This is a genomic window from Melittangium boletus DSM 14713 (assembly GCF_002305855.1).
Taxonomy (GTDB): Bacteria; Myxococcota; Myxococcia; order Myxococcales; family Myxococcaceae; genus Cystobacter; species Cystobacter boletus.
The window spans coordinates 8,679,772-8,693,706 of sequence record NZ_CP022163.1; the positions used below are offsets into that span (position 1 = coordinate 8,679,772).

General features: G+C 68.5%; 16 protein-coding genes. 9 read left to right on the forward strand and 7 right to left on the reverse strand.

The window, feature by feature from the left end; genetic code table 11:
* Nucleotides 1-132: 132 nt before the first annotated feature.
* A complete protein-coding gene (locus MEBOL_RS35945) occupies nt 133-1,134 on the forward strand; it encodes a hypothetical protein (RefSeq protein WP_095981635.1) in 1,002 nt (333 codons plus the stop codon).
* A 12-nt stretch (nt 1,135-1,146) separates the two neighbouring features.
* Here MEBOL_RS35945 and MEBOL_RS35950 read toward each other — a convergent pair whose 3' ends face one another.
* Complete coding sequence (locus MEBOL_RS35950) at nt 1,147-1,698, reverse strand: hypothetical protein (RefSeq protein WP_157823871.1); 552 nt, start codon at nt 1,696-1,698, stop codon at nt 1,147-1,149.
* Nucleotides 1,699-1,826: 128 nt separating this feature from the next.
* Here MEBOL_RS35950 and MEBOL_RS35955 point away from each other — a divergent pair, with 128 nt between their 5' ends.
* The 4 genes from MEBOL_RS35955 to MEBOL_RS35970 are packed head-to-tail and all read left to right on the forward strand — an operon-like array spanning nt 1,827 to nt 4,544.
* Complete coding sequence (locus tag MEBOL_RS35955) at nt 1,827-2,282, forward strand: VOC family protein (protein WP_095981637.1); 456 nt, start codon at nt 1,827-1,829, stop codon at nt 2,280-2,282.
* 33 nt (nt 2,283-2,315) lie between these two features.
* Nucleotides 2,316-2,585: a DUF2277 domain-containing protein gene (locus MEBOL_RS35960; protein ID WP_095981638.1), complete on the forward strand. Its 270-nt coding sequence runs from the start codon at nt 2,316-2,318 to the stop codon at nt 2,583-2,585.
* 10 nt (nt 2,586-2,595) lie between these two features.
* Nucleotides 2,596-3,489, forward strand: a complete 894-nt coding sequence (locus MEBOL_RS35965; protein WP_095981639.1) for a VanW family protein — start codon at nt 2,596-2,598, stop codon at nt 3,487-3,489.
* Nucleotides 3,486-4,544: a hypothetical protein gene (locus MEBOL_RS35970; RefSeq protein WP_095983213.1), complete on the forward strand. Its 1,059-nt coding sequence runs from the start codon at nt 3,486-3,488 to the stop codon at nt 4,542-4,544. The genes MEBOL_RS35965 and MEBOL_RS35970 overlap by 4 nt, the downstream gene beginning before the upstream one ends.
* Here MEBOL_RS35970 and MEBOL_RS35975 read toward each other — a convergent pair.
* Nucleotides 4,481-5,422 (reverse strand): glycoside hydrolase family protein, encoded by a 942-nt coding sequence (locus MEBOL_RS35975; protein WP_095981640.1) that lies wholly within the window; start codon nt 5,420-5,422, stop codon nt 4,481-4,483. The genes MEBOL_RS35970 and MEBOL_RS35975 overlap by 64 nt on opposite strands.
* Nucleotides 5,423-5,890: 468 nt before the next feature.
* Between MEBOL_RS35975 and MEBOL_RS35980 the strand changes: the two genes are divergently transcribed.
* The gene (locus tag MEBOL_RS35980) at nt 5,891-6,283 is read left to right on the forward strand and encodes a ribosome-binding factor A (protein WP_245919165.1); all 393 of its coding nucleotides are present in this window, start codon (nt 5,891-5,893) and stop codon (nt 6,281-6,283) included.
* Entirely contained in the window at nt 6,280-7,038 is a 759-nt protein-coding gene (locus MEBOL_RS35985) for an RtcB family protein (RefSeq protein WP_245919167.1), read from the forward strand. Before MEBOL_RS35980 ends, MEBOL_RS35985 begins: the two co-directional genes overlap by 4 nt.
* A gap of 98 nt (nt 7,039-7,136) precedes the next feature.
* Here the strand turns inward: MEBOL_RS35985 and MEBOL_RS35990 are convergent, their stop codons facing one another.
* The 3 genes from MEBOL_RS35990 to MEBOL_RS36000 form a co-directional block, all read right to left on the reverse strand.
* Nucleotides 7,137-7,904, reverse strand: coding sequence for a protein kinase (locus MEBOL_RS35990; protein ID WP_095981642.1), 768 nt, complete (start codon nt 7,902-7,904; stop codon nt 7,137-7,139).
* A gap of 136 nt (nt 7,905-8,040) precedes the next feature.
* Nucleotides 8,041-8,643 (reverse strand): C1q-like domain-containing protein, encoded by a 603-nt coding sequence (locus tag MEBOL_RS35995; protein WP_095981643.1) that lies wholly within the window; start codon nt 8,641-8,643, stop codon nt 8,041-8,043.
* A gap of 29 nt (nt 8,644-8,672) precedes the next feature.
* Nucleotides 8,673-9,509: a fibrinogen-like YCDxxxxGGGW domain-containing protein gene (locus tag MEBOL_RS36000; RefSeq protein ID WP_095983214.1), complete on the reverse strand. Its 837-nt coding sequence runs from the start codon at nt 9,507-9,509 to the stop codon at nt 8,673-8,675.
* A gap of 205 nt (nt 9,510-9,714) precedes the next feature.
* Between MEBOL_RS36000 and MEBOL_RS36005 the strand changes: the two genes are divergently transcribed.
* Nucleotides 9,715-10,260 carry a hypothetical protein gene (locus MEBOL_RS36005; protein ID WP_095983215.1) on the forward strand — a complete coding sequence of 182 codons (546 nt, stop codon included), beginning with the start codon at nt 9,715-9,717 and terminating at the stop codon, nt 10,258-10,260.
* 16 nt (nt 10,261-10,276) lie between these two features.
* Here the strand turns inward: MEBOL_RS36005 and MEBOL_RS36010 are convergent, their stop codons facing one another.
* The gene (locus MEBOL_RS36010; RefSeq protein WP_095981644.1) at nt 10,277-10,732 is read right to left on the reverse strand and encodes a GFA family protein; all 456 of its coding nucleotides are present in this window, start codon (nt 10,730-10,732) and stop codon (nt 10,277-10,279) included.
* A gap of 111 nt (nt 10,733-10,843) precedes the next feature.
* On the opposite strand from MEBOL_RS36010, the gene MEBOL_RS36015 reads away from it, so the two are divergent.
* Nucleotides 10,844-11,851: a helix-turn-helix transcriptional regulator gene (locus tag MEBOL_RS36015; protein ID WP_095981645.1), complete on the forward strand. Its 1,008-nt coding sequence runs from the start codon at nt 10,844-10,846 to the stop codon at nt 11,849-11,851.
* Here MEBOL_RS36015 and MEBOL_RS36020 read toward each other — a convergent pair.
* Nucleotides 11,836-13,917, reverse strand: a complete 2,082-nt coding sequence (locus MEBOL_RS36020; RefSeq protein ID WP_095981646.1) for a cell division protein FtsK — start codon at nt 13,915-13,917, stop codon at nt 11,836-11,838. The two genes, MEBOL_RS36015 and MEBOL_RS36020, sit on opposite strands and share 16 nt — an antisense overlap.
* Nucleotides 13,918-13,935 lie beyond the last annotated feature (18 nt).

Here is a 13,935-nt window from a genome sequence, read left to right on the forward strand (position 1 = left end):
GGAAGTCATTGGCGGGATTATCGCCCCGGGGCGGAGGAAGTTTCCTCTCCCCGGTGAAATCTTCGCCTGCCCCTCCGCGCGTCTCGTGCCCTAGGCTCGGGCCCCCAGGCTCGAGGACCAGGAGAAATCATCATGTACAACGCGGCGCGTCGGATGATGGGAATCACGTGCGGAGTGGTGTGGGGGTGGGCCCTGGCCGCCGGGGCCCAATCGGCGGGAGATCCCTCGGGCGTCTATGAGAAGGACGGGGCGGGACTCGTCATCGTCCAGGGGAGCAATGAGACGCTGGTGCGTTACGAGGCGGGCTTTCCCCAGGGCGAGAGCGTGGGCACGTGCGATTGCGCCTTCGTGGTGGGGAACAAGAGCGCGAGCCGCTGGACGCTGAGCGGCGCGGACGCCGAGGGCGAGTGGTCCCTGCGCGTGGCGCCGGGGTCGTTCGTGCTGGAGGGCTCGGGACAGGGCTGTTGCGGCGCCGGGTGGCCCGGCAGCGACACGTTCTCGCGCGCCACGGCCAAACCCCTCACCTCGTGTCAGGTGAAGGGCGCGCGGGCGGTCTTCCACGCCTCGGACGCGGCGAACACGGCGCGCAAGGCGTATGTGGTCGCGGGAGACAAGGTGGAAACCGTCATTCCCGCCTCCGAGCCCGCCCTGGTGCCCGCGCGCTTCAAGGGCCCGAGCAAGGTGACGGCGGGACTGCTCGAGCGCACGCAACTGGAGTGCGCGGCGCCCGGGGGCGTGAAGGCGGAACAACTCCAGCCGCTCGCCGGCACGTGGATTTCGCTCACGAAGAAGGGCAAGGGCTACGTCATTTCCAAGCCCTGCTCCGCGGAGACCCCGAGCTTCACCGTCGAGCCGTCCACCGCCCAGATGGAGATCCAACTCGGCCAGGAGAGCACGCGCGTCCAGGTGACGAAGCTCACGCCCGGCGCCGGAGCGGGGGCCTGGTCGCTGGAGCTGACCGGGGGGAATGGCGGCGCCCGCGAGCAGGTGGAGTGGAAGGTGACCGACGCGGCCAAGGGCCTGGTCACCCTGCGCGGCTCCCAGCTCTTCGCCAAGAGCCGCGTCTACGTGCGCGGCGACAAGAAGTCCGCCTACCCCGTGGAGGCCGAGAAGGGGTGTGACGAGTACGAATAGCGCGCCCCCGCGTCACGGTGGGCCGTTATAGGTGGGGTCGTCTCCCGGGAAGAAGTTCCTGCCACGCACGTCGTAGGTGCATTCGAGCTGGGAGCCGTCCTCGAAGCGCGCGTCGATCTTCCCCTCGAGGTTGTTGGCGTCCGCGAGCTTCACGGTGAGGGAGCCGCCCCTCAGCTCGGGTGCGTCCGTGGGGGTCTGGATGCTCCAGATGGACACCCTGCCGTCCTGGGGCAACCGCTGGTTCGATTCGTCCTCGGTCAGGACGAGCGGCAGCTCCGTCGTGTCCTGCTCCGCGGGGAGCCGGATCTCCAGCAGCAGCCGGAGCGCGCCGTCCCCGTAGAGGAGTTCGAGCTGCGCCCCTCGGACATACGCGCCTGTGTTCGAGGGTCTGAAGGGCATCGGGCGGATGACGAGCATGCTGTCGCCATCGATGTCGCCCTGGATGCGCGTGCCACCCACGAAGCCCTCGCATCTCCCGCTCGGACCGCACCCCGTGAGCAGCGAGGCTCCGAGCAAGAGACCGGTGGCACCACGGCGGATACCCGAGGAGACGAAAGGAGTCATATGGGTCATCCAACCATTCCGGGTGTGCTGGAGTCGACGGGGACCCCGGAAACGTTCTTGACCTGAACGTTCGTTCCGTCCAATTTGCCACGGCCCCGCGCGGTGCGGGGCCTCACCCAGGAGCACCCATGCCCAAGGCGATTCCCGACGGATTTCACTCCCTGACGCCCTACCTTTCGCTGCGCGATGCCGCGAAGGCCGTCGAGTTCTACAAGGCGGCCCTCGGCGCGGTCGAGCTGTACACGCTGCCGATGCCGGGTGGGAAGATCGCTCACGGGGAGCTCCAGATTGGTGACTCGCGGCTCATGTTCTCGGACGAGATGCCGGAGTGGGGCAACAAGAGCGCGAAGAGCTACGGCGGCACGCCGGTGGGGCTCTGTGTCTACACCGAGGACGTGGACGCCCTCGCCGAGCGCTTCGTGAAGGCCGGCGGAAAGGTCGTGCGCCCGCTGGAGAACCAGTTCTACGGCGACCGCTCGGGCCAGTTCGAGGATCCCGAGGGCTACAAGTGGACCCTCTCGCAGCACGTCGAGGAAGTGTCGCCCGAGGAGATGCAGCGCCGCATGGCGAAGATGGGCGGGTAGAGCGCCTGTCACCCGGCCTGCTAGTCTTCAGGCATGTGCCGGAACATCAAACCCCTGTTCAACTTCGCGCCGCCCGCCACCGATGACGACATCCGCGCGGCGGCGCTCCAGTTCGTTCGGAAGATCGCGGGGACGCGCAAGCCTTCCAAGCAGAACACCGACGCCTTCGAGGTCGCCGTCGAGGAGATCTTCCAGAGTTCCAAGCGCATGCTCGAGGGGCTCGTGGCCACGACGCCTCCCAAGGACCGGGCCCGCTTCGAGGCCATGAAGAAGCTGCGCTACAAGACCTCCGAGCCGCGTTGAGGCGGTGACCATGGCCTCCCCGGCACCTCGGCTCTCCGAACTCTCCGCCCCGGCGTTGTGGTGGCGCAGGAGCAAGCAGCTCGTCCTCCAGGCGAACCGGCTGGTGCGGTGGACGGCCACGCCCGAGCGCTGGCCGCGCCCCGTGCTCGCGCCCACGCGGGGGTTGTCCGTCCTGGTGGCCTCCCACCGCGTGGACATGGCACGGGCGGACCCCGAGGCGGATCCCCTGCTGGAGGCGGGCAAGCAGCACAACCTGCGGCTCGCGGCGCCCGCGTTCGATGGCCTGTGGGTGACGCCCGATCGGCCCCTGTCCTTCTGGCGCGTCCTCGGCCGGTTGTCGGAGCACGCGGGCTACCGGCATGGCCTGGCGTTGAGGGGAGGGTGTCTCACTCCGTCCATTGGCGGGGGCATCTGCCTGCTGGCCAATGCCCTCTTCGAGCTGGCGGCGCGTCAGGGCTGGCACATCCTCGAGCGCTTTGGGCACACGATGGAGGCCGTGCCCCCGTTGGAGGGCGCGCTGTGGGGGATGGACGCCACGGTGGCCTGGCCCTACGTGGACCTGGTGGTGGCGCCGCGCGAGGGGCCCGTGCGACTCGGGGCCCGCGTCGTTGAAGGCCAACTGCGGCTCTCCTTCCACGGCGAGGCCGCTCCCCGGACGCGCTCCCGGCTCTGGGCCGAGGACGACTCGCTGGTGGAGACGGCGGAGGGGTGGGTGCGCTCCAATCGAATCGTCCGCGCGGTGGAGGACGTGGCCACGGGGACGGTGCTGGAGACGGGCACCGTCGCGGAGAACCGGCGCCGGCTGCTCAGCCCCGAGTCGCGCCAGCGCACGTGCCTGACGTGTGGAGAGACCGCGTGCCACGCGCGGGTCGAGGTGCCCGCGTCCGAGGGGCGAAGCCCGTGAGGCTCGTCCTCGCGCCAGAGCCCGCGCCGTGGTTGCGGCGGCTGCCCTCCGTGCTGGGAGAAGGCGTCCCGGCGGACGTGTGGGCGCCGTGGTCGCTGCCCGGAGGGCCCGAGCGTTGGGGCGTGGTGCCGTCGCGGGTCCGTACGGCGTGGCGGCGGCGGGTACTGCCGGCGGATGAGGGCTCCCGGATCTGGGGACTGCTGGGGGGATGGGCGGTGGTGGAGGCGGGAATGCGGTGGCGGGGCCACTCGGCGGCGGCCACCTTCCAGTCCCGCTTCCTGCTGCGGAGGCTCATGGCGCAAGGGGTCGCGCCCTTGCTGTCCCCGGTGGCCCGGTTGGAGACCGTGGTGGCTCCCTCCCTGTGCGCACGCGAGGTCTTCGCGGTGGCGCGTCGCCGGGGTGCTCGGTGTGTGTTGATCGAGGATCTTCCCTCGTTGCGTCATCTGCACGCGGATCTGGATGCGGCGGCGGAGCGCCACCCGGAAGAGGCCTTCCTGCGCAACCACCGGGCCACCGCGGCGGACGTGGCCCGGCAGGAGGCGGAGCGCGTGCTGGCGGACGAAATCTGGGTGCGCGGGGAGTTCCTTCGCGAGCGGCTGCTGGCGGCGGGGTATTCGCGGGAGCGGCTGCGCGAGCTATGGCCCCTGGAGGCGCGTGTGCCCCGAGTCGATGCCCGGACGGGGAGGGCGGAGCGGGTGGCCCTGCTCGCCGGTCCCGCCCTGGCTCGCGGTGGGTTGAACGAGGCCCTGGAGGTGATTCGGGCCCGTCCCGGGTGGCGTCTGTGGGTGCGGCCCACCGAGGGGACGGAGCTGGGGCGGCTGGAGCATCCCCAAGTCACGCGGGTGACGGAGCAGGCGCAGCGGAGCCTCGAGGGCGTGGACGCCGTGTTGGCGCTGTCCTGGTGCGAGAGCCACCCGGCGGAGGTGGCGCTCGCGGCGGCCCGAGGCATTCTCGTCATCGCCACGGATCGGGCCTCGGGCTTCGTGTCCTGTCAGCGGGTGCCGCGCGGGGATGTCTCCGCCGTGCTCTCGGCGCTGGACGCGCTGGTCGCATAGGGCAGCGAGAGGTAGTGCGCGCCCAGCTCCGTCAGGGTTCCCGGAGCGCCCAGCAAGCTCGCGAAGCACGGATCATTCGTCCACCGGCCCGTGAACCAGGCATAGCGGAACACGTCCGCGCGGCTCTCACAGACGGCCACCATCTCCGTCATCTGTGCCTTCTGCTTGGCGACCGAGTCGATCTGCGCGCCATCCTTCTGGCTATGGCAGTTGGCGAACTCCGTGACCCAGAAGGGCTTGCCGTACTTCTTGAGCCGGTCCAGTTGGCCCGCGAGTCCATAGTCGTACCAGTGGAACGCGAGGTAATCGATGCGCGGGTCGCGATTCCCATTCGCCGCGCGGTAGGCCGAGTAGAAGGCATCGAGCCAGACCACGGGATCCGAGTAACCCGGATAGGTCCCCCAGCTCATCGCGGGGCCGACCAACCGCACCCCCGTGTTCGCGGCGACGCTCTCGTACCGGGGCCACAGCCGAGCCGCGTCCTGGGGCGACATGTTCGCCTGATCCATGAGATTGGGCTCGTTGAGCAGCAGCAGGTACTGGATGTCGGGATGGGCCTTGAGGAAGGACTCGATGCTCGCGGCGTCGAAGTTCCCGTTCCACAGCATGGGGATGAAGTCCATGCCATAGCGGGACGGGTAGTCCGCGGGCACGTTCCCATGGGGCCGGGGGCTCCAGTTGTACCACCAGCTCACGCCAGGAGAGAGGGCGGCGAGGTCCTCGGGCGCCGCCAGGTCGAAGGCAATCCCTCTCTTGGCGCTCTTGGTCAGAGGGGTCCCCTTGTCCACCGGGGTGGGGGAATCCGTGTTGGACGAACTGGCACCACACCCCAGCAGCATGAGCGCCGCGATGCATGCCGATGCGACCCGATGTTTCATGTGTCTTCACCTTCGAGCGAGGGGGAAAATCCAGTGCGCATCATCATTGATCCCACCGGAGGTTCATTTTGTTTGTCAGTCACGGGGACGAGGTTTCGTCCGGGGCGTTGACGCGGCCAGGGTGCGATGGCACCTTGCCCACAACGGATCGCGTGCTCCACTCACGCGGCGGGAGGTGTGCCATGGGGACTGTACTGAAAGGTGTCTCGGGTCACTCCACGCCGATGCTCGCCTGACCGGGCGCGCTCCGCTCCCTCGCTGAAGTCGAGACGAACGGACCCACCGCCCTCGGGGCGCGGGTGTCGGCACGGACTTTCGCCGTACTGACTCGGCCCACGTGTGTCCCGTGTGCTCCCCACCTGGAGCGCGCGGGGCCTCGTGCGGCCCGCCGGGAACCGTTCGTCTTTCATGACTTCTTCCAAGCATCGCCGTAGCCGCGCACCTCGCCGGGGCGCGGAGTCCTCCCCGTTGTCCTCCGAAGTCGAGTCCATCCCCGCGCGCCACCTGCGCGTCCAGTCCACCTTGTTCCAGGAGGTGTCCCGCCTCTTCCGGGGAGAACTGTCGGATCCCCTGCTCGAGGGCGTCGCGGTGACGTCGCTCGAGCTGACGCCGGACGGGCGCAATGCCCGGATTGGCTTCACGCTTCCTCCCGAGCTCGCGCACGCCGGGCCCGCTCCGGTCGAGGCGGCCCTCACCCGCGCCAGTGGCTTCATTCGCGCGCAGCTCGCGCTCGGCTTGGATCTCAAGCGCGTGCCGCACCTGCGCTTCATCTACGTGGGCGTGGCCTTCCCCGAGCTCTCCAGTCCCGAATCCGGCGTCCCCACCTGGGACGAGGAGTCCGAGGAAGGGGGTGAGTCATGATGCCCCGCATCATCGAGAGCCCGCCGGGGGCCGTCCCCATCCTCGCCTGGGCCCGCGCGGTGCCAGCGGGCGCGGTGAAGCAGCTCCAGCACATCGCGAGTCAGCCCTATGTCACCGGACACGTGGCCGCCATGCCAGACGTCCACGTGTCCGAGGGCGTCGCCGTGGGCACCGTCTTCGCCACCGAGCACCACATCGTCCCCGGGGCACTGGGAGGAGACCTCGGCTGTGGCGTGAGCGCGGTGCGCTTCGACTTCCCCGCCGCGGCGCTCGACCGGGCGGAGCTGGAGCGCCTGCTCGCCGCGTTCGCTCGGGCCGTGCCCGTGGGGGACGCGGTGCACCGGGGGCGAGGGGTGCCACTGCAACCCGGGCTCGAGGCCGAGCGCCTCTCCACCCACCGCCTCCAGCGTGAGTGGGAACGGCTGGCCCCGAGGCACCTCGGGACGCTCGGGGGTGGCAATCATTTCCTGGAACTGGACCGCGACGCCGGGGGCGACCTCTGGCTGCTGCTCCACACGGGCTCACGGGGAGTGGGGGCCGCCATCGCCGCGCACCACCTGCGCGTGGCCCACGCTTCCGGGGAAGGCACGCTCCCGGGCCTGCGCACGGACACGCCCGAGGGCGCCCGGCCGCGCTGGAGCACGCCCTGCGCCGGGTGGTGTTCGACGCGGGCCGGGTGGCTTCACTGGTGGAGGAGGCTCCGGCCGTCTACCGCGACATCACCGAGGTCCTCGAGGATGAGGAGGAATTGGTGACCGCGCTGCGGCGCCTCACGCCCATCTCCGTGCTCAAGGGCTGATTCAGACGTTCAACTCCCCGGGTGGTGTTCTCGCTGCCCGGGGAGGAACATCCCTCATGGCTGGAGAGAGCGGGGCTCAGGAGGGGGGTCTCGCACAGGCATGTAGCACTTGCCCTGGTGCTCGGCGGTGGTTCGGGGGCAGGGAGCATCCTGCTTGAGTTGAGCCCAGCAACCGCCGTTGATCTCCACCTCGGCGCCCTCGGTGCAGGGCGGCTTGTGCTGGCCCTTGAACGGCTTGGACGGCAGGGGATAGCCGATGATGGGGCGGGTAGACGCCGCCAGGTCGACCCAGCTCACGGACTCGCCGGACACGGTCTCCACCTCTCCCACGTCCAGCGTCGCATCCTTGGGGGCGGGCGCCCGGGGCCAGAGCAGGAGTCCCATCACGAGCGCCACGCCTCCGAGGGTGGCGAGACCAAGGGGCAACAGGCGTCGGCGCGGGCGCGGGCTTGGTGGCGCGAGGTGGGGCTCGCGGGAGAGGAAGGCCGCCGTGTCCTCGCAGTCCTCGACGCAGGTCATCGCGCCGGACAGCCGGATGTGCAGCAGCGTCAGCTCGTGGAGTGCCCGGGTCGTCGCCCCCGGCGTGCGCTCCACCTCCACCGAGACGAAGGGGGGAGACACCTCGCTCAGCGAGCGCACGGCACAGGAGGCGCGGGGAGCCCAGGGGTTGGAGGCATCGGGCACCATCACGAGCGCGGGAGCGCCGGTCTCGATGTGATGCGCCTCGTAGACGTAGCCCAGGGCCGGATCCGAGTCCGGATGAAGCCTGCCGAGGAGGTACGGTCCCAGCCTGCTGCCTTCGCGTGGAGGAGTGTCGCTCACGCCTGCCTCTCCTTTCGAGGTGAGTGCGGAGAGCTTACCTTGGAAGTCGGGCGGCCAGGAACAGAACTTCACGCTCAGGTCCGACTACCCTGGGCGAAGCAGCCCGGCCAGTTCAAGAAATGGCCGGGCTGCTGCTTCATGGATTGGACGTGTCGATGGACTTCACCAGGAAGCCGGTGAATCGGTAGACACTCAGATGGCGGTTGTACCCTGTATCGCTCATGGCGAATGATTGGACGTAGTCGCCCTTTTTCAGCATCAGTGCAACCGTGTGGGTACCCGTGGCTCGGCCGACTGAATTGGTTTCTCCCGCCCAAGCGCACCCCTTATCTGTGCCATTGAGGGTGAGGCATGAGTAGACATCGTCGTTCGTCCCCCCGTAATAATACGGGTCCCTCACCAAGGAGACGTTGAAGGAATAGAGTCCCGCGCAAGGCGCGATGAACGTTCCTCCTCCAGGAACCCACGCCTCTCCCGCATTGGAGTATATCGTTGGATAGCCCAACAGCGTGGCGCCACCTTGGGATATATGAGATCTACCCTCGGCCGAGAACGCCACGATTCCATTGCTGGGACATGAGGGGAGCACGAGGATATTGAGGAGCGCGGGGTCCACGGTCTTGTAGTCGGGTACTTCCAGGCGAGGCCGCTCTTCCTCCGCGCGTGCCTCGCTCCCAGCGGCCACGGCCAGCGCAGTGACAAATGCCGCCGTCAGAAAAGTCTTTTCATGACGCATCATGTTGGAACTCCTCTTGTGCAACGCGGGACCTACCACTTGACGAAGCGTGAGATGCGGCGAACACGGGTGTACGCACTCCCATCCGAGTGGAGTCCCACGGAAGTGGCGGTACCGGAGTAGAGATGCGGACCCATTCCTCCGTCATAAATAGGGGCATCGGCGTCCATCCCAAGATTGTAATTCCAGCAGATGCCGTAATGCTGAGTAACATTTCCATAATTGAGGGCGCAGTTCTGTTCGGACCACAGGTCGCCATCGAAGTCTGGCGCGGACCAGCCGGCGGCGAATTGAGCTGAGTAGATTCCCGGATTACCAGAGATGAACCGAGGGGAAATGAACCTCATCGAGTAGGGATCGATGCCGCTGGCCTCGGCCACCAGGACGACGACGCTCTTGCCCATCAGGTCCTCGATGATGTCCATATAGGACCTGCCGTGAGGGTAGATGCTCCCATCGTAGAAGAGCGACTCGATGCGCGGTTGTCCTCGCCGACCAAATCGATCCCAGTGGGCGATGTTCCAGAACTCGGTCGTGTTGACGCCCAGAACACTGTTGTAGACGAGCGTCCACCCTCCGCCGTTCGTCTCCATGTCACAGTAGGCGGTTAGGGGTGAACCGCCCGAGGGCCGGATCCAGTAGGTTCCAGACAAAGCCACGCCCGCGTTTTGTAATGCCTGACAGTTTTCAAGAGCCGTCGCGGGTGCGGCTCCTGGGGCAGTTTCCGCGAGAGCGGGCAGGGCGGTGCATAGTACCAGGAGGCTCAATATCGACGCTTTGGAGCAATTCATTCCGACCTCGGGGGCACTCTTCTGGGGGAGCGCGCCAAAGCTAGGGGTCGGACCTTTCCAGGCCAGGAGCCCGGACATCCCAACGAGGTGCCGGGCTTTTGACACTCCCTCGCTCAGGCGCGCGGTCCGCGGCTCGGGATCCGCACACACCCAAGGGAGAGACTACGGAGCGTGGTGCTCCCGGCAGGAGAATCTGGGCGAGTGCCTATCCTTGCGGAACATGGCTCTGTCCTTCGCGTGGGACGGGGTATGGAAGGGGGGTGCAGGTCGTTGGCGGGAGACCATGGAAACCACTCGAGACCTTCTGGATGCTGTCCTGGAATCGCCAGTCAAGGAGGTGGGTGCGTGGCTCGACAGGCTCACCATCGGCGAACCTGTTGGTGGCGAGCGCTTCAACTGGGAGGTGTTCGCCTTCACCGCCGCAGCACGGGCGGGAGAGGAGCGAAGCCTTCCGTGGGCGCGCATCGCCCTGCGTGTGTACGAAGGGCTCGTGAACCGCTCGCCCGTGCGCATCGCGCACTCGTTCTGGCTCTCCGGGATGAACCTGCGCGCGCGGTTGATCGCCGAACTCGGCGCCCAGGCGGGTGACTCCGTCTTGGACCCCGAAATCATCGCGGCGTGGTTCCAGCGCGTCGCCACCCTGTCCGTTGAGGAGGCCGTGCGGCTGTCGTCCTCGACGGACCTCCGCACTGTTCCGCACGACAAGCTCCTCGCGCTTCGGGACATCAAGAACGCACTCAATATCCTCGCTCAGATAGCCGAGACGGACGTGGTGCGGAAACATCCCGAGCTGTGCGGCTGGTTGGAGCTCAGAAGCCAGCTACCGTGACGGCTCCCTCCCTCGCTCAGGCGCGCGGCCCAGAGGGGAACGGACTCACGTACGGTGCGCTGCCGAGCTCGGCCCAGGTGTCGTGGAGCCCGTCGAGGTAGGTGACCTGGACGCCCGTGAGGTCCGCGCCATCCAGGCAGTTCGCATTCACGGCGTAGTACTCCCCACCGAGCTCCGGAATGTTCCCGTGCCCGAACGAGTGCATGCCGCACACCCCACAGAACCGGCCGTGCGAGGCCTCGGAGCGTGAGTAGTCGCGCAGGACCTCCTGGCCCGACAGGAGTCGGAAGGATCCCGGCTTCACGTTGATGCCCCACCAGGCGGTCTTGGTGCAGACGGTGCAGTTGCACCGGGTCGTCCCAGCGCTCGGATCGAAGTCGACCTCGAAGCGCACGGCACCACACCGACAGCTGCCCTTGTACGTCTGGAGGCCGGCGGAGATCGGGGTCGTCGCGGAGGGGGAAGGGCTCATGGTGCATCTCCAGGGTTCTTGGGCGGAACGTCTTCTGGGCTCGCCCGGGTGATGGGAAGAAGGTAGGAAGGGTCGCGGACAGATTCGGTCCGCGATGAGAGGAGCCGTCCCGTGGTCCAGACCTCCGCCCGGCTGCTGCGGGTCCTGTCGCTGTTGCAGTCCCGGCGCTTCTGGGCGGGCGGTGACCTGGCACTCGAGCTCGGAGTCACCGAACGCAGCGTCCGCCGCGACGTCGATCGGCTGCGGACCCTCGGATACCCGGTGCATGCGACCGCCGGGGTCGGGGGCGGGTACCAGCTCGGCGCCGGCAAGGAGTTGCCACCCCTTCCGCTCGAGGACGACGAGGCCGTGGCCGTCGCGGTGGGCCTTCGCATCGCGGCGACCGGGCCCGTGAAAGGATTGGAGGAGGCCGCGGTGCGGGCGCTCGGAAAGCTGGAGCAGGTGCTGCCCAAGCGGCTCCGGCGCCGGGTGAACGCCCTCCAGGCCGTGAGCGTGCGGCTCGGCGATGCCGGGCCCACCGTCGACGCCGAGGCCCTGGCGGTGATCGCCAATGCGTGCCGCGACTCCGAGATTCTCCAGTTCGATTACAGCAGCCGCGAGGGGACGGCGACGGCGCGTTCCGTCGAGCCCTACCGCCTCGTGCACACCAGCTTCCGGTGGTACCTCCTCGCGTACGACCTCGGCAGGGAAGGGTGGCGGACCTTCCGGATCGATCGCATCGGCCCGAGGCGAGCCATCGGTCGCTCCTTCAAGCCCCGCCCGCTGCCGTCCGAGGACGTGGCCGCGTATGTCTCACAATCCGTCTCGACGGACGTGTACCGCTTCCGCGCCCGCGTGACGGTGCATGCCCCCGCTCGCGTCGTGTCGGAGCAGCTGTCCGGCGTGGCCGCGCGCATCGAGGGGTTGGACGCGGACCGTTGCCTCGTCCACACCGGCGCGGACAGCCTGGAGGCACTTGCCTTCCACCTCGGGTGGATGGCGTTCGAGTTCGAGGTGCACGAACCCCGGGAGCTCGCCGAACACCTTCGCCGCCTGTCCGAGCGGCTTGCCCGGGCGGCGGCTCGGACCGAGGAGCCCGCCGCCGCCCAGACTCCGTCCACCGCTCAGGGCACGGTGTAGAAGCCGACGGCGTTTGGATCGAGCGTGGAGCTGGCGAGGCGGATTCCCCTGGCGGCGCCGACGTTCGCGGGGGTGGTGACGCCGAGATCCGCCAGCGAGAACGTGACGGCGCCCAGCTTCGACTGCACCGTGCCCGCGGGGCTGCCGGTGACGCTCGCGACGCCGCCCGTGTAGTTGATCGTCGCTAGCGCGCTGGACGTGTTGCCCGCGGCCGAGGCGGTGAAGTGGCTCGCGAGCAGCGAGAGCGAGAACGCGCCCACCTGATTGTTCGACGCGTCGATCAGCGTGACGACGGTGTCGTCGCCGATCGTCCCGGAGGTGAGGGCGCTCTCGACGATGAAGAAGCGCGTCTTCGCGGAGAAGGCCGTGCCGAACTGGAAGTTGCCCGTGCCCAGGTTGTTCGCGCCGACATTGACGCCGAGGCCCGAAGCGGCGGCGTTGGCGTTCGCGGGCGTCGAGCCGCGCGAGTTGGGCGTGTTGGTCCCCGTGATGCTATTGGCAGTCGCGCCAACGAGATTCGTGAAGGTGCCCTCGGCCGTGGTGAGGGACGTCAACTGCGCGCCGCCGGTGAGGTTCGCCGGGGTGCCGGCCGTCACCGAGCCCGAGAAGGTCGCGCCAAGGGCGGGCAGCGGCGCGAGGGGCAGGGGCTGCGCGGTGATTTCGTAGGCGATGCGGTTCAGGTTGGAGGCATCGGTCGAGCTGATTCCCAGGCCGGCCGCCGCGCTGCCCGTGCCCACCGCCAGGGTGCGCGGGTCGGCCCCGGTGATCCTCGCGAACAGCACCGCCGCGGAGAGGTAGCTGCCGTACTTGCCCGCGTGGCGGCTGTCCGAGCTGCTCCACAGGTTGAAGGTTCCCGGGGTGATGCCATTGGAGGGATCCGGATCCGCCAGGCCTTGTTCGATCGCGCGCAGGAACCCGTCACCCACCCGGGCCACGCCCGTGAAGCCTTGCTCGGAGGAGGCCTTGAAATACGCGCCGCGCAGGTCGCTCTGCATCGCCTGCAGGCCCGCCGTGCCGCCCGTGTACCCTTGAGCCGAGACCGACGCGGGCGAGGCCCAGGTCTCGTAGAGGTAGACCTTGGCCGACGCGTTCTTCGACAGCACGAGGCGCCGCAGGTTGTCGGCCCCGGTGAAGAAGTCCGCGGGCGAGCCGCCCCGGGCGGTGGGCAGGGGCCGCGTGCTGTTCTCCTGCAGGACGACGGTGTCCCAGGCGCGGCCGATGATCGCCGACTTCGTGGCGTAGTGGCCGCTCAGGGTCTCTCCGCTCACCGTCTCGATGGTGACGTTGTACGAGAGCCCGGCCTGGACGGTCAGTTGCTTGAAGATGCCCGGCACGCCGCCCTGGCCGCTGCCGTTCGCGTCGGTGATGGCGCCCTTGTTGTACGAGTAGACCGGTTCCTCGTGGCCGTGGGTGAAGCTGTTGCCCACGAAGAGGATGCTGCCCGCGCCCCCGGAGCTTCCGCCCGAACCGGAGATGCCGAGCGTCAAGGTCTCCCACTCTCGCGCCGAGGCGCCGGTGGCGGTGACGGTGCCGCCGCCCGCGTTGGCGGCGGAGATGAACTGGCCGGTGACCCCCGTCTTCAGGGCGATCTGATCGCCGCTGACGATGTTGCCGCCGCCATTGAGCTTGGTGATGGTGAATTGCTCCCATGCCTGGGGCGCCGTGGCGGTGAAGCGGATTTCACCGCCGCCTCCGTTGAGGGCCGAGCCCCACTGGCCGCTGATGCTCCGCAGCGTCACCACGTCGCCGGTGACGAGCGAGCCGCCGTTGACGTCCGTGAGCGTGAACGTCTCCCACTCGTTCGCCGCCGTGCTGTACGCCATGAGCGCGGCGCCACCGCCCTTGTCGGCCACGAGGTAATGGCTCGACCAGGTGCGCAGGGTGACCGTCCACTGCGTCTCCGCGAGCGCCGCTTCCTGGCGGCCCATGGCCTCGTCCCGCTCCATGTCCAGAGGACCGCCGCAGCCCACGCTGGCCGCGAGGAAGGTCATGGCCGTGAGTCCCAGGAGGCGTGACGGGCGGGGGTACATCACACGGGACGGTTCATCCGGTTGGACTCGGCGCATGGCGTTTTCCTCCAGGGG